Source organism: Brevibacterium sp. HMSC22B09, assembly GCF_001806795.1.
GTDB lineage: Bacteria > Actinomycetota > Actinomycetes > Actinomycetales > Brevibacteriaceae > Brevibacterium > Brevibacterium ravenspurgense.
In genome coordinates, this window is sequence record NZ_KV786013.1 from 116,187 (window position 1) to 136,036 (window position 19,850).

Below are 19,850 nucleotides of genomic sequence, written 5' to 3' on the forward strand. Positions count from 1 at the left end.
TTTACGCGCAAAGTTGCATTAAAGCGTGAATCTGCCTTGGCACGGCGACACTGCGCATCCACGCCGCAGCCGCCGCGCCCCTTACAGAACGACGCGGCCCTGCGGTGTGGTGAACGTGACGGACATGATGCCCGGCTCGCCATGCGGAGCCACCCAGTCGATGCCGATTTCCGGGATGGGCTTGTGGGCGTCGGTGCCCAGCCAGTCGCGCACGCGGTCGCGGCTTCCGGCAATCTGCAGCGATTCAATGGCAACAGCGTCGTCGCCGGTGAGTTCGCCGCTGCCGTCCAGCTTGCGCTGCGGGCGGGCTGACGGGTGCAGTTCAGCGGGGGAGACCCAGTGGATGAAGTACGGCAGCTGGCCGTCAGCGATGACGCCCTTCACGCCGATCTGCTTCCAGTGGATTTCCTCTGAGTCTTCCGGGGTGCGGTTGCCGTCGACGGCTTTGCGCTCAAGGCGATCCTCAACCTTGGCCAGGTTGTTGACGCTGACGCACCACGCCATCCAGCCGCCGCCCTTGTCAGACCGCGCCCTTGTGGCCTGCCCGAACGGGGTTGCCAGCGCTGCCGGGTGCTCGAGGGCTTCAACGACCTCGAGGTAGTGCCCGTTTGCCAGCGGGAAGATCAGGTTCCGCGTTCCGAACCGCGGGTGGATTCCGCCGTCGTAGTAGGTGATGCCGAGTTGTTCTGCCAGACGGTCAGCCGTGGCGTGCAGACCGTCCTGCTGAGCGGCGAACGAAACATGGTCCAGATTCATACTCTGAGCGTGGCACAGATCTCATTTTCACGTGACTTAGGTATGCCTAACTTTCTCGCCTTGCTCGCTGCTGGGCCGCTTCTTATCTGACGAGGCGCCGCTTGCCACCTGCCGTCATCTTCGGGTTCCGCTGGGGCCCGGAGGCACGAAAAAGCGGGTGGGAGCGGCTTCCGCTCCCACCCGCTTTCAGCAGTCAGGTTTTAACAGCGGTCAGGCTTCGGCCTTGAAGCGGTCAATCGATTCCTGAACGATCTTTTCGGCGACTTCGCGGCCAGCCCATTCGGAGCCCTTGACGAACTTGTTCGGTTCGAGGTCCTTGTAGTGGACGAAGAAGTGCTCGATGGCGTCCAGCTGGAACTCGTCGACATCCTTGACGTCCTGGATGGCGTCGAAGCGCGGGTCGTCAGCGAGGACTGCGAGGACCTTGTCGTCGCCGCCGGCTTCGTCTTCCATGCGGAAAACGCCGATGGGGCGGGCATCCAGCTGGCAGCCGGGGAACACGGATTCGTGCAGCAGGACCAGAACGTCGAGCGGGTCGCCGTCTTCGCCGAGCGTGTCCTCAAAGAAGCCGTAGTCAGTGGGGTAGGCCATCGAGGTGAACAGGTAGCGGTCGAGCTTGACCCGTCCGGTTTCGTGGTCGACTTCGTACTTGTTGCGCGAACCCTGCGGGATTTCGATGGTGGCGAGAAGTTCCAAGAGATTTTCTCCTTACAGCTGGATGATCCTTAAGGATTCCATGATTGACAGGCGTCACAATTAGCATAGTGAAGGCCAGAAAGAGGTGAGTAATCGGTGAGCAGATCACGTGCCCGCAAGAACAAGCGCCGCAGTGGGCGCGGGCGTGCAAAGGCGATCGGCGGCACTGCCGCGATTGTCGTGGCCGCTTTGACCGGATACGCCGCTCTCGATGCCCTCGACGCAGTTCCCGGCGTTCTCACCGTTGTGCCGACCTCCGGCGGGAGCCCAGCTCCCGCACTTTCCGGAACTCCACCTCGGGCGCTTGATATCGCGGAACTCGACTCCAATGCGCCCGTGCCGAAGAAGATCGCCCGGGTCGTTGAAGACGCGTTCAAGAAAAGCGGCTTCAAGGGCAAAGCCGGCATCGACATTCGCGATGCCGCAACCGGCGAAGTCCTCTACACGAAAGACGCCGGTGCGGACCGCACCCCGGCATCCGTGACGAAGGTGCTGACCTCAGCGGCGGCTCTCGGGGCTCTGGGTGCTGATCGCACGTTCACCACATCGGCCCGCCTGGATTCCACAGAGGGAACCAGTGCTGCACTGGCTCTTGTGGGCGGCGGCGACGTCATGCTCGGCAAGGGTGAATCCAAACCGGGCGCCGTCAACGGCCGGGCTGGCCTGGGCACACTCGCTGAGGACACCGCGCACGAACTCAAAAAGCGCGGCGTGGACACGGTCGAGGTCTACGCGGACGTGTCCCGCTACACCGGTCCGCGGTTCAGTAAAGACTGGGACCGCGACGACATCGGATACGGCTTCATCACGAACATGGACCCGCTCATGGTTTCCATGGGGTCGAAGACCGGCGAATACAAAGCGCCGCGCACGCCCGAACCCGCCCGCGACGCTCTTCGCGACTTTGCCGATGCTCTCACCGACAAGGGTCTCAAGGTCGACATCCGCAACTCTGATGTGCAGACCGAACCGCCAGCCGAACAGGCTGCGCCGCTGCACGCGGACGGCGCCGGCGATGACGGCAAAGACAAGAACGACGACGGCGCCGGAGCGCAGCAAGGCCCGGCCGTTATCGCTGAAGTCCAGTCCGCCCCGGTGTCCAGCGTTGTGCGGCACGCACTGCAGCGTTCAGACAACATCGTGTCGGAAGCCCTCGGCCGTGAAGTCGCGCTGGCTCGCGGCGCGGAAGGCTCCGTGAGCTCAGCGGCGGCGGAAGTCCTGCAGCAGCTTAAAGACATGAACGTCGACACAGGCAGCATCCGCCTGCATGACACATCGGGCCTGTCGTACAAGAACCGAATTTCGCCGCACGACCTGACCGGCATCGTCGTGGCCGCCGCACAGTCGGATGACAGCCTGTCGCAGCTCATCCCCGGCATGCCGGTGGGTGGTCTCAACGGCACGCTCATCTACCGCTACGCAGAAGGCGGGGCAGCTGGGAAGGTGTCAGCCAAAACAGGCACGCTGGCAACTGTGGCGAGCCTGTCAGGAACCGTTCTCACGGCTGACGGCCGCCTGCTGGCGTTTTCGATGATGACGGAAGGCGGCGTCGGCAGTGCACGCCAAGCCATTGACGAGGCCGTAACCGGACTGTCCAAGTGCGGGTGCCGGTGACAGTGCGCATCCACGTTCCGTCCGCGCTCGCCGCTGCCCGCGAATCCACTCCCGCAGGTCCGAAGGTGACGGCTGCGGAAGGTGAGGCCCTGGTGCTGGAAATGCGCGAAGCGGCCGAAACATCGTTCGACCTGCTTCTGGACGCCATGCGCTTAGACCGCGAGGTTGAGGACGCCGCCCGGCAGCGCGCGGCATCCGACAGGGTGCTCGTGGTCGACCGGATGGGCTGGGTGAAGGCCAATGCGCTCATGCTCACGGAGCTGCTGGAACACCTGGACTCTCCGGAGTCCGGCACGGCAGCCGGTGACAACACCCGCTCCCGAGGCGGAATCGGCACTGCTCTCAACACGGCTCGGCAGAAGCTCAGGTCTGCGCGCTCCGGAGCCGAAGCGCGGACGAACGGCGTGCAGCTGGGTGCTGTCCTGGGAATTCTTTCGCGCCGAGTGCTGGGACAGTACGAGCCCATGCGCAGACCGGGAGCACTCATCCTGAACGCACCGACGATCCTCGCGATGGAACAGCGCATGGAGTTCGAACCGCGCGATTTCCGCCTGTGGGTTGCGTTCCACGAAACCACTCACCGCGTGCAGCTGGCGCTGGCACCGTGGATTCGCGACGAGGTGATCGACCGGATCGGCCGTCTGCTGGACACGGATGAATCACTGGGGGATCTTCTGGGCCAGCTGCCAGAAGCGCTGCGCGGCGAAGTGTCACTGGCGACCGCGGCTTTCAGCCCTGAGGGGCAGCGCGCAATGGAAGACGTCACCGCAATCATGACGCTGCTGGAAGGCCATGCCGACGTCATGATGGACCGCGCCGGCAAACGAGTCATTCCCAGTGTTCGCCGCATTCGCCGAGTGTTCAATGCCAACCGCCGCTCGGACTCGGGTCTGCGCGCGGCGGCCATGCGGCTCATGGGATCTGATGACAAGCTCGCCCAGTACGAAGACGGGGCGCGTTTTGTGCGCACCGTCATCCGCAAAGCGGGAATGGACGGCTTCAACCGCGTGTGGTCATCACCGGATGCTCTGCCGAGCGCGGCCGAGCTGCAAGACCCTGAAATGTGGGTGTCCAGGGTTGTGTCAGACCCTCCGGGCACACTGTAGGACCTATGGGAAGCAATGCGGACAGCAGCGGCCAGTGTGGCGACGGCCAGCGCGGCCGCGGTCAGAACGGCGGCGGTCTGAACGGCGGCGAGCGCAAGGCTGGCGGCGGCCTCGCGCCGCAGCATCGCCGTCCTCGCCTGGATCCCGATTCAGCGGTCATCCGCCGTGCTGTTGCCGACTGCCTGCCGGATGAACCCGGCCGGTTCATCGTCGCGGTCTCCGGAGGGCCGGACTCGGTGGCGCTCGCGGCAGCGTGCGCACACTTGGATGCGACGACCGAGCACTCATTCACCGCTGTCATCGTTGATCACGGCCTACAGTCAGGGTCGGCACACATCGCGGTGCGCACAGCCGGAATGGTCATGGGGCTCGGGCTGCCCGCGGTTGTGCGCACAGTGAAGGTCGAACGCACAGCCAGCGGCCTGGAAGCCGATGCCCGCTCTGCCCGCTACGGGGCACTTGAGGAGGCGCGCATCGCAGTCGGTGCGCAAGCCGTTCTCACCGGCCACACCCGCGACGACCAAGCAGAAACTGTTCTGCTGGGCTTGCTGCGCGGTTCGGGCAGTCGCGCACTTGCCGGTATGCGCCTGCGAACGGGAACCGTGTGGCGGCCCCTGTTGGGCATTGAGCGCCGACAGACGGTGGCCTCGGCCTACGCACAGCGCATCCCCGTGTGGCACGACCCCATGAACCGTGACCCCGACTACACGCGCGTGCGCCTCAGACAACAAGTGCTGCCAGCGCTGACTGACCATCTGGGAGAGGGCGTGAAGGGCAACCTGGCCCGCACGGCAGAGCTTGCCGCCTTCGATGCCGACTACCTTGACCGGCGGGCGGCCCGTATGGCCAAAAGCCTGATAGAAGCCGATCATCTGAGCGCACAGACGGCACAGCTGCCGCCAGCACTGGGCACTCGCGTCATCCAGAAGTGGCTTCATCAGCAGCTGCGCACACCGGATCAGCTCAGTGCAGAACACATCCTAGGCGCGTGGCGAGCTCTGGGCGGTGGCCCACAGCCCCTGTCCATGCCGGGCGGCATGAGTCTTGAGCGGACCGACCGTGGTGACCTCCGCCTCGTGCCCGGTGACCGACCCAAGTGCAGAAGTGACAAAGGTTTCCCACACCAGACGGAGGGCCAGCGGGTATGCTGATGGGCGTCTCGGCTGGCGCGAGCAGAAAGGACACCGAGTGGACCAGAACGACCTCGGATCTGACATCGAGAAGATCCTCGTAACGGAAGAGCAGATCAACACCCGCCTGCGGGAAATGGCTGCTGAAATCGACCGCGACTACGAAGGCAAGGATCTGCTGATCGTCGGTGTCCTCAAGGGCGCTGTCATGGTCATGGCCGACCTTGCACGCGCACTGCACTCGCACGTCACGATGGACTGGATGGCAGTGTCCTCCTACGGTTCCGGCACCAAATCCTCCGGTGTTGTGCGCATCCTCAAAGACCTCGACACCGACCTTTCGGGTCGCCACGTGCTCATCGTCGAAGACATCATCGACTCCGGCCTGACCCTGTCGTGGCTGCTGTCGAACCTCAAGTCCCGCGGTGCTGCCAGCGTTGAGATCTGCACCATGCTGCGCAAGCCCGAAGCCATCAAGGTCGACATCGACGTCCGCTACACCGGCTTCGACGTGCCGAACGAATTCGTGATCGGCTACGGCCTCGACTACGCGGAGAAGTACCGCAACCTGCCGTTCGTCGCCACCCTGGCGCCGCACGTCTACAGCTGACCCGAACCACCCGCCCACCGCGACCGGAACCGCACAGAGAAGAGCCAATGGCAGATAAGAAAGTGAACACGCCCGCTGTCAAGAAGTGGGCCCGCGGCCCATTCGTCTGGGTTGTTCTTGCCCTCATCATCGTGTCGATCGGAGCTTCGCTCCTGGCCGGGGGCGGTTTCAAGCGCATTGACACCAATCAGGGTCTGCAGCTTCTCGAAGACAAGAAAGTCGAACAGGTCAAGGTCGTCGACGGCGATCAGCGCGTCGACATGGTGTTGAAGGACGACTTCAAGGTCGGCGACCGCGAATACGGCAAGCGGGTGCAGTTCTTCTACGTTGAGCCCCGCGGTGAACAGGTGATCAAGGCCGTTGACTCGGCTGATGTTTCCAAGGGCTTCACGGACGAGGTGCCCAAGCGGTCGTTCCTGACGTCTCTTCTTCTGAACCTGGTTCCGTTCCTGCTGATCGGACTCGTGTTCTGGTTCCTGCTGACGCGCATGTCTGCCGGCGCGGGCGGAATCATGAACTTCGGCAAGTCCAAGGCGAAGATGATCCAGAAGGAAGAACCTGACGTCACCTTCGCCGATGTCGCCGGTGTTGACGAAGCCCTCGAGGAACTCGAAGAGATCAAGGAGTTCCTGTCCGAGCCGAAGAAGTTCACCGACGTCGGGGCGAAGATCCCCAAGGGTGTTCTGCTGTACGGTTCACCCGGTACCGGTAAGACGCTTCTTGCCCGTGCCGTAGCCGGCGAGGCGGGGGTTCCGTTCTTCTCGATGTCCGGTTCGGATTTTGTCGAAATGTACGTGGGCGTCGGTGCCAGCCGTGTGCGCGACCTCTTCGAGCAGGCGAAGGACAATTCGCCGTGCATCATCTTCATTGACGAAATCGACGCGGTCGGCCGTCAGCGCGGCGCCGGCATGGGCGGCGGAAACGACGAACGCGAACAGACGCTCAACCAGCTGCTGGTCGAAATGGACGGCTTCGACCCCACGAAGAACATCATCCTCATGGCGGCCACCAACCGGCCCGACGTGCTTGATCCGGCCCTGCTGCGTCCGGGCCGCTTCGACCGTCAGATCGCGGTAGAAGTACCCGACATGAAGGGCCGTGCGCACATCCTCAAGGTCCACTCGAAGGGCAAGCCCCTGGCTGATGAAGTCGACCTGAACGCCGTTGCCAAGCGCACGCCCGGGTTCTCCGGTGCTGACCTTGCAAACGTCATGAACGAAGCCGCACTTCTCACAGCGCGTTCGAACCAGACCGTCATCGACAACACGATCATGGACGAAGCCATTGACCGTGTGATCGCCGGTCCGCAGAAGCGCACCCGCCTGATGAACGACAAAGAGCGCATGGTTACCGCCTACCACGAAGGCGGACACGCGCTGGTCGCTGCGGCGATGAACCACACTGACCCGGTCACGAAGATCACCATCCTGCCGCGCGGCAAGGCTCTCGGCTACACCATGGTCATGCCGACAGAAGACAAGTACTCGGTCACCCGCAACGAACTGCTGGACCAGCTGGCCTACGCGATCGGCGGTCGTGCCGCCGAGGAAATCGTGTTCCACGATCCTTCGACCGGTGCGTCGAACGACATCGAAAAGGCCACGAGCACGGCTCGCAAGATGGTCACCCAGTACGGCATGAGCGAAAAGATCGGCATGGTCAAGCTCGGCGACGAAGGCGGCGACCCGTTCGCCGGTCGCGGAGGCACGGGTGAGGTCGGCACGGCAGAGGCCACCAAGCTCATCATCGACGAAGAAGTGCGCACACTCATCGACACAGCTCACGCCGACGCCTACTGGGCTCTCAACACCAACCGCGCGATCCTCGACCAGCTGGCCTACGAACTGCTGGAACGCGAAACCCTCGACGAAGCTGATCTCAAGCGCATTTTCGCCGACGTGCAGAAAGCACCGAAGCGCGAAGTGTGGCTGACCAGCGAAGACCGCCCGGTCTCTGACATTCCGCCCATCACACCGCCGGAGCGCCGCGAAAACGCCGGCGACTGGCGCGATGCCGTGGCTCGCCGCGCTGAAGAGCGCCGCCAGCAGGAAGAGGACGCACAGGGCTCCGGCGAAGAATCAGTGCAGCACCCTCAGCAGAACCAGTACGGGCAGCCGGGTCAGCAGAACCCCGGCTACCAGTACCCCGGCTACCCGGAGCACCCTGACCAGCAGCCTCCGCACGGTTCAGAGGACGACCGCTGATGGCGGATCTGCCCAAGATCGAAGCTGCCGTCCGCAGCATCCTCGAAGCGATCGGCGAAGACCCCGACCGCGACGGTCTGAAAGACACGCCCAAGCGAGTCGCGAAGTCCTATGCCGATCTGTGCCGGGGCCTGGGCCAGACAGCAGACGACCTCCTCGAAGTCAGTTTCGACATCGGGTACGACGAAATGGTGCTCGTCAAAGACATCGAAATGTTCTCGATGTGCGAACACCACCTGCTGCCGTTCCACGGCAAGGCCCACGTGGGATACATCCCCGGCCCGGAGGGCCGCGTGACGGGACTGTCGAAGCTCGCCCGCCTGGTCGAGGTCTATGCCCGCCGCCCGCAGGTGCAGGAAAGGCTCACCACTCAGATCGCGGACGCCCTGGTGGACAACCTCAACGCCCGCGGCGTGATCGTCGTAGTCGAAGCTGAGCATCTGTGCATGTCGATGCGCGGAGTGCAGAAGCCCGGCGCGAAAACCCTGACCTCGGCGGTGCGCGGACAGCTGCGCGATCCCGCAAGCCGCGCAGAGGCCATCAGCCTGATTCAGGGCGGGTGAAGCACATGCGCACCAAGATCATGGGCGTGCTCAACGTAACGGCCGATTCCTTTTCCGACGGAGGCCGCTACCTCGACTACGCAAAAGCGGTTGAGCACGCGCTCAACCTTGTCGAACAGGGCGCGGACATCATCGACGTCGGCGGTGAATCAACTCGCCCCGGCTCCACCCGAGTGCCGGAAGACGAAGAGATCGCACGCGTCGTGCCGGTCGTCGAAAAGCTCGTGTCCGAAGGAGTGACGGTCAGCGTTGACACCATGCGGGCCTCCACCATGGAGCGCGCTTTGGACGTCGGCGCGCACATCATCAACGACGTTTCGGCCGGCAAAATGGACAGCCGCATGTTTGACGTTGCCGCGAAATCCGATGCTGAGCTCATTGTCATGCACTGGCGGGGTCTGCTGACGGACGCGCGTGCCACCCACACCTATGACGATGTGGTGGCCGAGGTCCGCGATGAACTTCTGGAGCGCGTTGACGCGGCTTTGGACGCCGGGGTGAAGAGTGAGCGGATCATCCTCGACCCCGGCCTGGGCTTTGCAAAAGATGCCGAGCACAACTGGCAGCTGATGGCCGGAATCGATGAATTCAACCAGCTGGGCTACCGACTGCTGGTGGCAGGTTCGCGCAAGCGCTTCCTGGCTTCGCTCATCAATCCCGACAACCCGGCAGCCGCCAGCGAAGCTGACCGGGATGCTGCAACCGCAGCAATCACCGCCGTGTCCGCCCGCGCGGGAGCGTGGGCTGTGCGCGTGCACGACGCCCGCACCTCGTATGTGGCTGCCGCTGTGTGCGACGCAATCGACAAAGCCGGTCACGACTACCAGCTGAAGAAGCAGCGGAAATGACGCACGAAATCCACCTGACAGGCCTGCGCGCCTACGGCCACCACGGTGTTTTCGACTTCGAAAAGACCGACGGCCAGGAATTCAGTGTGGACGTCAGGCTCAGGGGCGACTTCAGCCGTGCGGCCAGCACCGACCGCCTGGAGGACACGGTTGACTACGGGGCAGTGGCCGACCTTGCCTCCTCGATCGTCAGCACCGAACGCTACGACCTGATAGAAGCCCTTGCCGCTCGTATTGCCGATGCCATCGCTGGGACCATCACGATTCCCTGCCAGGTTGAAGTCACGGTGCACAAACCGTCGGCGCCGATCGCCCATGACTTCACCGATGTCACGGTCCGCGCCGAAGCCGTCAGCAGCGGCACGGCGAGTGAGGGCGCTACGGGGAGCGGCACCTCGTCAGACCAGCGGATAACAGCGGTCCTGTCGATGGGAGCCAACCAAGACAACCCGCGCGGGCAGCTGGAAGACGCCCTGCGCGCCATTGACCGCCTGCCGCGGGTGGATGTCGTGCAGACCTCCGGGTTCTATTCGACAGCGCCCGTCGGGGGAGTGGAGCAGGACGACTTCGTCAACTGTGCGGCCGTCGTTGAAGCTGCCTGCAGTCCGCGCGAACTCTTGGCCTCCCTGCAGGGGATCGAGGTGGCTCAGGGCCGGGTGCGCGAGGTCCGCTGGGGGCCGCGCGCGCTCGACATCGACATCGTTCGGCTGGCTGAGTCAGGCCGAGACATCGACAGCCCCGAAGCGCAGATTCTCAGCGACGACCCGGTTCTCACGCTGCCGCACCCCAGGGCGCACGAACGTGCATTTGTGCTGGTCCCGTGGGCAGAAATCCGGCCGCAGGCGCGTATTGGCTTCGGCGGCGAACAGGTTCTCGTGAGCGCTGCCGGCGATCGCGTGCAGGCTGCCGATCCGGCGCAGACCGTTCGACGATTGGACTGACATGCGCCCGACTAAAGCATCGAACCTTCTGGCAGGCGGGGCCATCGGGCTCATGGTCGGGGCCGCCGGATCCTGGGTTCTGGAAAGCTGGGGCAGTCCGCTTCCCGAGGTTCCGTGGCCGGCTATCGTCGGCATGCTCCTGCTGGGCGGCACGCTCCTGGTGCTCGGCATTCCGATCAAGAGGTGGAACGACGGTGAACGCAAGCAGCCGATCGATCCGCTGCAGGCCGCCCGAGTCGCCATGATGGCCAAAGCGTGCTCGCTGACCGGGGCCGCGCTGTCAGGGTGGTACTTGGGTTCGGGCATCTACATTCTGCTGTCTGCTGGTTTTCTCCGCACTGGCTCAGCAATGGCCATGTTCGGTACTTTTGTTGTGGCCGCGGCTCTGATGACCGTCGGAATCGTGGTCGAACGTTTCTGCCAACTGCCGCCGGACGATCCTTCAGGAGCAGCCGCATGAGCATTCCCCTGCGCGAACCCGACCTCATCCCCGTAGACAAGCGGCTTGCCCTGGTGCGGCTGCTCAACACGATCATCAGTGCGGCTATCACCAGTGCGATGGCCATCGGGGCCTACTTCACGCTTGACTTCGCCAAACCGTGGATGCTCATCCTTGCTCTGCTGTTCACACTGGGCGGCCCGCTTGTGCGGTGCATCTTCATCTTCCGTCAGGTCAGCGCCATGGGCTACAAAGTCCGGCCCACGGACCTGCTGATTGAAAGCGGCATCATGTACCGCAGAACCGCCGTCGTTCCCTATGCGCGCATGCAGTACGTCGATGTCACAGCAAGCCCGCTGGAACGGTTCTTCGGGCTTGCCACCGTCACGCTGCACACCGCATCAGCAGGGTCGGATGCAACCGTGCCCGGTCTCAAGCGCGCCGACGCTGACCGTCTGCGCGAACTGCTGTCTGAACGCGGCCAGAGCGGTCTGGCGGGCCTGTGATGGCAGGGCCGACGCAGCGCCTCGAGCCCGGAGTCTGGCACAGGGTTCACCCGATGACTCCCGTCATGCAGATGGGAGGATTCCTGGTTGCGGCATTCTTCGGAATCGTCATCTTCGCCGGCAATCTGCTGCCGAACCTGATCGGCACGATCTTCACGGGCGGAGGTGCTCTGCGCGAAGGGTCGGAAGCCATCGGCCGTGTGCCGGTGATGTACTTCCTGCTGCCGCTTCTGGGCATCTTCGTCATCGTCGCAGCCGGTGTCGGCCTGCTGTACCTGCAGTGGAAGAAAACCGCCTACCGGTATGACGACCGGGTGGTCGAGTTCAAACACGGCATCGTGGCCAAAGCACACCGCCACGCGAACTTTCTGCGCATCCAGTCCGTCGATGTCCAACAGCCATTCCTGGCGCGCATTCTCGGTCTGGCAACACTCGTTTTTGATGTTGCCGGCGGAAGCGACTCCAACATCACCATCCTGTACCTGAAGAAGGCACAGGCCGAACAGCTGCGCGACATCATCCTGGCAAACGTCCGCACTGCCAAGGCCGCCGCAGCGCCGGCCGGTCCTGCTCCGGAGGCCGCACCGGCCGGCCCCCACCCGACTGCCCCGGCAGCCGGCTTCAGCAGCGGGCAGGTGAGTGGCACCTCGTCAGATGCCGGTCAGCACGGTCATCCCGGACTGCAGAACCAACCCGGCCAGCCCAGTCATCAGGGGCGGGATGCCAGCGGCACCCAGCACAACCCGGACGCACCCGGCATGCCGGCGGGCGCCAAGATCGTGTCGTCCCTCAGCGGGCACGCGGAGGGTGTCGGCAACGACCTTGCCGGGTCGTTCCAGGAGCTCATCGCGCCGTACACGCGCAGCGGGCGGATCAAACCCGACGGCGAACTCATTCGCGTTCCGCTGCACCGAACCATCCTGGCAGCCTTTCTGTCCACCGGCGTTTTCATTTCACTCGCGCTGATTCTGCTGGCGATTGCGGCAATCGGCGTGTGCATCGGACTTGCTGTGGGCGGCTACATGAACATTGAAGCCCTTTTCGCAGTGCTCACCACCATGGCGCCCATGGCATTCGGCTTCGTGATCGCCACATTCCAAATGGTCACCAGCAACCTCAAACACGGGAACTTCTCAGCGAAGCTCACCGGCGACGGCGTGCAGATCAGCCAGGGAGTTTTCTCCACCGAACGGGTGCTGGTGCCGCTTGACCGTCTGCAGGCCGTTGAAATCCGCCAGCCGTTCATGTGGCGGATCGCCGGTTGGTACCGGGTCATGTTCAACACCGCCGGCGATTCCGGCAAAGAAGGCAAGACCCTCCTTCCGGTGGGCTCGCTGACTGACGTGCAGACGCTCATGGGTCTGGTGCTGCCCGATGGGGTCGGTGAGCTCAACTCCGGCCACGTGGTTGCTCCCGGCGATGTCGTTCACGAGGCGGTGGCCGGCACATTCCGCAAACCTGCCGGGGTGCCGGGTCTGTTCGCCCAGCAGCCAGGGCGGACCCGCTGGCTTGACCCGCTCAACCGCGCCCGCAGCGGATGGGCCGTCACCAAGGCGGTCATGGCTGTGCGCACTGGACGCTTCACCCGGCGGGCAATCTTCGTACCGCACGCCCGCGTGCAGTCGCTCGGCTGGAATCAGGGGCCCATCCAAAGGTCATTCAAGGTCGCAACCATCTACCTGCACTCCACCCGCGGACCGGTCAGGCCGTGCCTTGAACACCTGGACGAACACACCGCGCGGAAGCTCCTGTTCGACTATGCGCAGCACACGCAGCGCGCGCGTGCCGCCATGGACGCCGCCTGAGAGGACACACGTGAACCTGGACGACCAGACCCGCTTGGGAGTCGGCATCATCGGCACCGGGAAAGTCGGTGCTGTCATCGGCGCAGCCCTTCGCGGGGCCGGGCACGCGATCGTGGGAGTCACCGGGGGTTCTGAAACCACTCTTGACCGCGCCGAGGCGATGCTGCCGGGCATCCCCATTCTCGAGGTGGAGGAAATCCTCGAGCGGGCCGAACTGGTCATCTTCACGGTCCCGGACGACCAGCTGGGAGATCTCGTGGCCGGGCTTGCTGAGCTCGGACGGTTTTCGCCGGGGCAGATCGTCATGCACTTCTCCGGCCGATACGGGGCGGACATTCTGGCGCCCGCCGCCGGCCGCGGTGCGATCACGCTTGCACTGCACCCGGCCCTGTCGTTCACCGGCACCTCCATGGATCTCGAACCGCTTCGCCGCACATCGATTGCGGTGACCGGGCCGAAGACATTCCTGGCCATCGGGCAGGCGCTCGCAGTGGAAATCGGCGGCGAGCCGTTCGTTGTGGCCGAAGCTGACCGCGCTCTGTATCACGCGGCGTGTTCGCATGCGTCAAACCACGTGAGCGTCGTCATCGCCCAGGCCATGGAAATGCTCGAATCCATCGGTATCGAAGATCCGGGCCAAGTGCTTGGGGAGCTTGTGGCGGCGAGCACGTCGAATGTGCTGCGCAGCGGCGTGCGCACCCTCACTGGGCCGGTTTCCCGCGGCGACGCATCAACAGTGCGAGCCCACCTGACAGCGCTTGACGAAACAGCGGGAGAAATGGCCGGCACGGGTGATTCCTACCGTGCTGTGGCACGCGCGACGGTGCAGCGGGCGCTCGCCAACGGAACAATCACCGACCAGCAGGCGCAGAACATCCTCGACCTCCTGGCCTGAGACGGTGCACTGAGCAGTCCGCCAGAGCGTCCGGCGTCCTTCAGTTCACTCCATGAAGTCGAATATTCACTTCAGAGTCACTGAGCGGCCATAGATCATTCCTAGGTTAGGCCTCGTTGTCTTGATTGGGCATGCATGCCCCCGACCGATGGAGGCCTGGACAGGCAATGATTCACCGCACCCTCGCTTCGCTGGTTGCCTCATGCGCGCTTGCGGCAGGTTTTCTTGCTGCCGGTCCGGTTGCTGCGGCTGAAGCGCAGAACGGCCAGACGGCTTTGGAAAGCGTCGCCCACCGCGGCGACAAGCAGCACCACCCCGACAATTCGCTCGCCGGGATCGAGTCAGCAATCGACAAGGGTGCCGACTGGGTCGAAATCGACGTCCACTACAACATCGCCGGCGACAAGTTCTATCTGTCACACGACAACCTCTGCAAGGGCCCCGGCGGCACAGCTCTCATTGACTCCGGTTCGCCTAAGAGGATCGAAGAGAACTGCCAGTTGCCGACACTCGACGATGTCTTCGCCGCTTTCGGCAAGCAGACTGCAACGAACTTCGTGTACGAGTTCAAACACACGGGTCTGACAACAGTGAAAGGCGCTCGACGCCTGGCACAGGAAATCGAGGAACACGGCCAATCGAGCCGTGCTTGGGTGTCCGGCTTCAGCGACTTGGGTCTGAAGACAATCAAAGATCAGAAAACCGGCATCAAGCTCATGCGCGTTCGCACATGGACCGGCGAGGGGCCTGTCAGCCGAGCCTGGGTTTCATCAGCGGCTAACCAGGGCTTTGATGCAATCAACATCAACCTCGACGCTCTGCGTCCGGACATTGTCGACTACGCGAAATCACTGGGATTGACGGTTTCAGCCTGGGGCTGGCCCGATGCCTTTGAGAAAGACAATCAGAAGGCAATCGACATGAACGTCGACATGTTCATGACCGACCGCCTTGACGACCTTCACCAGCGCCTCGGTCGCTGACACATCCACCGAGAACTTCGCACAAAGGAGAAAACATGCGCCGTTCACTTTCTGCCGTCGCTCTGGCGTCACTGTCCGCTTTTGCCCTGGCCGCCTGCTCCATTGGCGGCGGCGGGGGAGACTCCGCGGACGGCTCAGGCACCGTCGTTTCCTACAACACGCCCCAGGAATGGGCCAACTGGGATGACGTTCTGAAGCAGTTCACCGAGTCGACGGGAATCGAAGCTCCCAACGACCCGAAGAACTCCGGTCAGACGCTGGCAGCACTCACGGCTGAAAAGGAATCGCCGGCAGCCGACGTCGCCTATTACGGCATCGTCTTCGGCATGCAGGCTCAGGACGAAGGTCTCGTTGAGCCTTACAAGCCCGAAGGCTTCGACGACGTCGACGAAGACCTCAAAGACCCCGAAGGCAACTGGACCGCCGTCCACCAGGGTGCTGTGGCAATGCTCGTCAACACCAAGGAGCTCGGTGACGTCGAAGTTCCCAAGTGCTGGAACGACCTCACTGACCCCAAGTACAAAGACAAGGTCGGCTACCTTGACCCCGCCCAGGCAGCTGTCGGCTACTCGGTGCTGACGGGAGCCAACCTGGCCCTCGGCGGTTCGCTCGACGACTTCAAGCCAGGTCTCGACTGGGCCAAGAAGATGGCTGACAACGGCGTGAAGAACCCCGCCCAGACTGCCACCTCGTCAGTTCAGCAGGGTGAAATCCCGATCCTCATCGACGCTGACTTCAACGGCTACCAGCTTGCAGCGGAAGACTCGCCGATCGAGGTCGTCTACCCGTGCGAAGGCACACTGAGCATCCCCTACACCATGAGCCTGGTGAAGAACGGACCCAACGGCGACAACGGCAAGAAGCTCCTGGACTACGTCCTGTCGGATGAAGCTCAGAAGCTCTTCGCCGAAAGCTACCTGAAGCCCGTCAAGGACATTGAGCTTCCCGAGTCTGCCAAGGAAGCCTTCCCCTCTGACGAGGAGTACAACAAGCTCGTCAAGGGCACTGACTTCGAAAAGATGAACGAAGTCCAGGACGGTGTAATCGAGGAATTCCAGAAGGTCACCGGCTGAACATGACCAGCCGTTCAAAGGCCGCTGCCGCTCTGTTGGCGGTTCCGCTGCTCATAGTGCTCGGAGCCGTGCTCATCTGGCCATTGCTCACACTGGGGCTGGCCAGCCTGACAGACGGCAGCGGCCACTTCACCCTCAGCAACTACGTTGGGGCCCTCACTAGCTCTCGCTACCAGAAGGCAATGCTCGTCACCGCAGTGCTGGCATTGCTCTCAACGGTCCTCGCACTCATCCTCTGTGTGCCGGCCGGGCTCTACATCGGAACCCAGGACACGGCACTTACCCGGGGGATGGCGGTTGCCCTGAGCATTCCGCTCAGCCTGCCCGGAATCGTGGTCGGCTTCTTCATCATCCTGCTCGTCGGCAACACCGGTGTGGTGCCTTTGGCCTTTGAAAGCGCAATCGGCCAGCGACACCTGCAGATCGCATACACCTGGGCGGGCCTGACGCTGGGATACCTGTACTTTCAGATTCCCCGCATCGTCCTGGTCGTCCGCGGAGCGGCTGCCGCAGTCCGCCCGGAAACCGTTCAGGCCGCGCAGAGTCTTGGTGAAGGCACTGTCGGCGTGTACCGCCGGGTCATCATCCCCGCGCTCCGCCCCGCAATTGCCTCTGCCAGCGGACTTGCGTTCGCGACAGCCTTCGGAGCCTACGGCACAGCGGCGACCCTGGCACGGGGGCAAAGGGTTATGCCGCTTGAGATCGCGGCGGCATTCACCGAGAACTTCCGTCCCGAACTCGCGGCGACCCTCAGCATCATCCTGGCCGTTGTGACAACCACAGTGCTCATCGGGGTCAACGCGTGGGGAAGCAAACGAATTGTGAGCGTACGAACATGACAGCACCCACAGCGCAGCGGGATGGAGCAGTCGACACCAGCGTCGGAACCGCGCAGACCACCTTGCCGAAGAAGAGCCCGAAGGGAACAAAAGATCCCGTACAGGCGGTGGGATTCATCTTTGCAATCGCAGCCTGCGCCATCACACTGTTGCCCCTGCCCATCGTTCTTGCTGTTGCCATCAGCAAGAACTGGGTCACAGGGCTCAGCGGAGGAATGACAGGTCAGTGGCTGTCACAGGCTTGGCAGCGCATGGACCAGTCGGTCTTCATCAGCCTGCAGGTAGCCATCATCGTCATGGTCATCGACCTGCTGGTTGCTCTCCCCGCGACCCGCTTCATCACGCGCTACAGCTTTCCAGGCCGAGGTCTGCTGCAGTCAGTATCGACGCTGCCGATTGCGATTCCCGGTATTGCCGTCGGTCTCGCTCTGATCCTGAGCTATCCGGTGCTGCGACCAAGCGGATGGCTGATGGTGGCCGGTCACGTTCTCTACACCCTGCCGTTTCTCCTCAGCGCTCTGATTCCGGCAATGAACTCCGAGAGGCTCAAAGAGCAGGAGCTGGTTGCCTCATCACTGGGCATGGGGCCTGCGAAGATTTTCTTCTCAGTCACGCTGCCGGCTGTCCGCAGGGCCCTGATCGGCGGGCTCGTCATGGTCGTGACGATGTCGCTGGGCGAGTTCAACGTCACGTTCTTTCTTTTCACTCCCAGCGCTCAGCCGATGCCGGTGTTCCTGTTCGACACCTATATCACCGGCCGAATCGAGCTGGCCGCCGCGCAGACCGCAATCTTCTTGGCAATGGTCATTCCGCCGGCAATCGTGCTGGAGAAATTCCAGGTTCAGAAGGGAGGGGCGGTATGACAGCCGTCTCCGTCGAAACATCTTCCGAAGCTCACGGGCAGGAAACCACTGTTCCGGGTCTGACGGTAGGGGACGTCAACTTCGCCTATCCGGGAATGGAACGCGCAGCACTCGAAGGCATCAACATGACTTTGGGCGCCGGCGACATTGCGGCTCTCGTGGGGCCTTCGGGCTGCGGAAAGACAACTCTGCTCAAAACCATCGGCGGAATTCTTGCGCCGACCTCGGGAACGATCAGTTTCGGCACGGAGGACGTTACGCACCTGCCGGTCAGCCGTCGGCGAGTGGGCTGGGTGCCGCAGCAGTACGCACTGTTTGAGCACCTCGACGTCAAAAGCAACATTGCATTCGGCCTCCGCGCTCAGAAGGTGCCCAAGGCACAGCGCCTAGAACGAGTGCAGGAAATGCTGAAGCTGTGCCGGATCACCGAACTGGCCGACCGGGCTCCTGACGAACTGTCCGGTGGACAGCGGCAGCGCGTTGCCATTGCCCGTGCGCTGGCGCCCAACCCGAAGGTTCTTCTGCTTGACGAACCGCTCGGCGCACTCGACCCACAGCTGCGCGGACAGCTGAGAGCGGACCTGCGGAAAATGATTCGCAAAGCCGGTGTGACCACCGTGATCGTCACCCACGACCAAGAAGAGGCGCTCGCCATGGCCGATCACCTGGTCATGATGAACAGCGGCCGCATCGAACAGTCCGGCAAACCCGAATCAGTATGGGCCCACCCGAATTCTGCGTGGGCCGCGGAGTTTCTCGGCCACGCCTCCGTCCTGCCGGTGGTCGAATACACCGATTCGCAGCGCGCAGTCATCAAGCCAGGATTGTCAGTGCCCGTCAAGTTCGACGACGGGCAGGGAAAAACCGCTGACGGCACTGTGGGCCTGGCTGTTCGCTCAGTCGATTTCGAAGCGGTTCTCGTGGACAGTGAGCCCAAAGAAGCGGGGCTGCTTGCTGAGACCGAGCCGACAGGCACCTCGCATGCCGGCGGTGTGATCGGTGTTGTGCGCGAAGTCGAATACCGCGGTGACGGATTTGTTGTGAAGGCAGAACTCGAAGATGGACTTCGAGTCCCGGCGGACGCTCGGGTCCGCATGGAAATCGGACAGCGGACGCTGATTCGAGCAAGTGAACGCAGGCACGTACCTCAGGTGGAGAAATGAACGCAGAACTGACAGTAATCGGAGCATCGGCGACCGCACCGACGTACCTGGGTCCAGCATCCGGATACCTGCTGACCACACCTCGCGGATCGATCCTCATCGACTGCGGCCCCGGCGTGATCGGCGGCCTGGCAAAAGACCGCCGACTCGACGAGGTCGATGCCCTCCTCGTGTCACATTCGCACGCGGACCACAGTGCAGACCTTCCGGTGCTCGCGTACCGGCGTTCGTTCCCGCAGGTGCTGCCCTCGTTGCCGCTGTACGCGCCGGAGGACCTGGTCTCCCGGCTGCCCAAACTCGACGACGTCTACGGGATCCCAACGCTGGACACGATGAAGACGCCCCTGGGCAGCCGCTTTGACATGAAAGTCCGCGAACCCGGAGAGGGCTTCGAAGTTGTGGGCCACCGCGTGCAGACGATCCTGGCGGACCACCCCGTGCCGACCATGAGCATCAAGTTTCCCGATTACGGCTTTGTGTACACCGCCGACACGGGCCTGACAGATGAACTCGTCGAGTTCTCCCGCGGTGCTTCGCTGCTGTTGGCGGAGTGCACCTACCGGGCTGCAGACAACATCGATGTGACAGGTCACGGTCACCTCGACGGACACACGGTCGGTCAGCTGGCCCGAGAAGCCGGAGTGAAGCACCTTGCGGTCACTCACGTGGCCGACCCCGACCACATTCCCGATATCGAGGCGGAAGTTCGCGAAGTCTTCGATGGGAAGGTCACGATGTGTGCGCCGGGGGACAGGTTCCCGCTCGGGTCTTTCAGCTGAGTTCAGTAAGCCCTCGGCAGGCTTTCGGCACCGGGCT

The 19,850-nt window shown here is 63.2% G+C and carries 20 protein-coding genes; 18 read left to right on the forward strand and 2 right to left on the reverse strand.

Annotated features, from left to right (window positions below):
- Nucleotides 1-81: 81 nt before the first annotated feature.
- Both HMPREF3087_RS05625 and HMPREF3087_RS05630 read right to left on the reverse strand, forming a co-directional pair.
- Nucleotides 82-756 (reverse strand): VOC family protein, encoded by a 675-nt coding sequence (locus HMPREF3087_RS05625; protein WP_070428392.1) that lies wholly within the window; start codon nt 754-756, stop codon nt 82-84.
- A 210-nt stretch (nt 757-966) separates the two neighbouring features.
- Nucleotides 967-1,452, reverse strand: coding sequence for an inorganic diphosphatase (locus HMPREF3087_RS05630; RefSeq protein WP_070428393.1), 486 nt, complete (start codon nt 1,450-1,452; stop codon nt 967-969).
- A gap of 96 nt (nt 1,453-1,548) precedes the next feature.
- On the opposite strand from HMPREF3087_RS05630, the gene dacB reads away from it, so the two are divergent.
- The 18 genes from dacB (at nt 1,549) to HMPREF3087_RS05720 (ending at nt 19,813) form a co-directional block, all read left to right on the forward strand.
- Complete coding sequence (dacB, locus tag HMPREF3087_RS05635; RefSeq protein ID WP_070428394.1) at nt 1,549-3,066, forward strand: D-alanyl-D-alanine carboxypeptidase/D-alanyl-D-alanine endopeptidase; 1,518 nt, start codon at nt 1,549-1,551, stop codon at nt 3,064-3,066.
- A complete protein-coding gene (locus HMPREF3087_RS05640) occupies nt 3,063-4,172 on the forward strand; it encodes a zinc-dependent metalloprotease (RefSeq protein WP_176745014.1) in 1,110 nt (369 codons plus the stop codon). Before dacB ends, HMPREF3087_RS05640 begins: the two co-directional genes overlap by 4 nt.
- Nucleotides 4,173-4,177: 5 nt before the next feature.
- On the forward strand, nt 4,178-5,323 hold the full coding sequence (gene tilS, locus HMPREF3087_RS05645; protein WP_070428396.1) for a tRNA lysidine(34) synthetase TilS: 1,146 nt from the start codon (nt 4,178-4,180) through the stop codon (nt 5,321-5,323).
- 37 nt (nt 5,324-5,360) lie between these two features.
- Nucleotides 5,361-5,912, forward strand: a complete 552-nt coding sequence (gene hpt, locus HMPREF3087_RS05650; RefSeq protein ID WP_062021998.1) for a hypoxanthine phosphoribosyltransferase — start codon at nt 5,361-5,363, stop codon at nt 5,910-5,912.
- A 47-nt stretch (nt 5,913-5,959) separates the two neighbouring features.
- Nucleotides 5,960-8,116 (forward strand): ATP-dependent zinc metalloprotease FtsH, encoded by a 2,157-nt coding sequence (gene ftsH / locus HMPREF3087_RS05655; protein ID WP_070428397.1) that lies wholly within the window; start codon nt 5,960-5,962, stop codon nt 8,114-8,116.
- Nucleotides 8,116-8,679, forward strand: coding sequence for a GTP cyclohydrolase I FolE (folE, locus tag HMPREF3087_RS05660; RefSeq protein WP_019174544.1), 564 nt, complete (start codon nt 8,116-8,118; stop codon nt 8,677-8,679). The genes ftsH and folE overlap by 1 nt, the downstream gene beginning before the upstream one ends.
- 5 nt (nt 8,680-8,684) lie before the next feature.
- Nucleotides 8,685-9,527 carry a dihydropteroate synthase gene (gene folP, locus HMPREF3087_RS05665; RefSeq protein WP_070428398.1) on the forward strand — a complete coding sequence of 281 codons (843 nt, stop codon included), beginning with the start codon at nt 8,685-8,687 and terminating at the stop codon, nt 9,525-9,527.
- Nucleotides 9,524-10,468: a 2-amino-4-hydroxy-6-hydroxymethyldihydropteridine diphosphokinase gene (folK, locus tag HMPREF3087_RS05670; protein ID WP_070428399.1), complete on the forward strand. Its 945-nt coding sequence runs from the start codon at nt 9,524-9,526 to the stop codon at nt 10,466-10,468. Before folP ends, folK begins: the two co-directional genes overlap by 4 nt.
- Nucleotide 10,469: 1 nt before the next feature.
- Nucleotides 10,470-10,928: a DUF3180 domain-containing protein gene (locus HMPREF3087_RS05675; protein WP_070428400.1), complete on the forward strand. Its 459-nt coding sequence runs from the start codon at nt 10,470-10,472 to the stop codon at nt 10,926-10,928.
- The gene (locus HMPREF3087_RS05680) at nt 10,925-11,413 is read left to right on the forward strand and encodes a PH domain-containing protein (RefSeq protein WP_019174548.1); all 489 of its coding nucleotides are present in this window, start codon (nt 10,925-10,927) and stop codon (nt 11,411-11,413) included. The genes HMPREF3087_RS05675 and HMPREF3087_RS05680 overlap by 4 nt, the downstream gene beginning before the upstream one ends.
- Before the next feature lie 53 nt (nt 11,414-11,466).
- Nucleotides 11,467-13,218: a PH domain-containing protein gene (locus tag HMPREF3087_RS05685; protein ID WP_176745015.1), complete on the forward strand. Its 1,752-nt coding sequence runs from the start codon at nt 11,467-11,469 to the stop codon at nt 13,216-13,218.
- A gap of 10 nt (nt 13,219-13,228) precedes the next feature.
- On the forward strand, nt 13,229-14,113 hold the full coding sequence (locus tag HMPREF3087_RS05690) for a Rossmann-like and DUF2520 domain-containing protein (protein ID WP_070428402.1): 885 nt from the start codon (nt 13,229-13,231) through the stop codon (nt 14,111-14,113).
- Nucleotides 14,114-14,280: 167 nt separating this feature from the next.
- A complete protein-coding gene (locus tag HMPREF3087_RS05695) occupies nt 14,281-15,096 on the forward strand; it encodes a glycerophosphodiester phosphodiesterase (RefSeq protein WP_070428403.1) in 816 nt (271 codons plus the stop codon).
- Between the two features lie 35 nt (nt 15,097-15,131).
- The gene (locus HMPREF3087_RS05700) at nt 15,132-16,169 is read left to right on the forward strand and encodes an extracellular solute-binding protein (RefSeq protein ID WP_070428404.1); all 1,038 of its coding nucleotides are present in this window, start codon (nt 15,132-15,134) and stop codon (nt 16,167-16,169) included.
- A 2-nt stretch (nt 16,170-16,171) separates the two neighbouring features.
- Nucleotides 16,172-17,008, forward strand: a complete 837-nt coding sequence (locus HMPREF3087_RS05705) for an ABC transporter permease (protein WP_070428405.1) — start codon at nt 16,172-16,174, stop codon at nt 17,006-17,008.
- Complete coding sequence (locus HMPREF3087_RS05710) at nt 17,005-17,871, forward strand: ABC transporter permease (protein ID WP_083272062.1); 867 nt, start codon at nt 17,005-17,007, stop codon at nt 17,869-17,871. The genes HMPREF3087_RS05705 and HMPREF3087_RS05710 overlap by 4 nt, the downstream gene beginning before the upstream one ends.
- Nucleotides 17,868-19,034: an ABC transporter ATP-binding protein gene (locus HMPREF3087_RS05715; protein WP_070428406.1), complete on the forward strand. Its 1,167-nt coding sequence runs from the start codon at nt 17,868-17,870 to the stop codon at nt 19,032-19,034. Before HMPREF3087_RS05710 ends, HMPREF3087_RS05715 begins: the two co-directional genes overlap by 4 nt.
- Nucleotides 19,031-19,813, forward strand: a complete 783-nt coding sequence (locus HMPREF3087_RS05720; RefSeq protein ID WP_070428407.1) for an MBL fold metallo-hydrolase — start codon at nt 19,031-19,033, stop codon at nt 19,811-19,813. The genes HMPREF3087_RS05715 and HMPREF3087_RS05720 overlap by 4 nt, the downstream gene beginning before the upstream one ends.
- Nucleotides 19,814-19,850 lie beyond the last annotated feature (37 nt).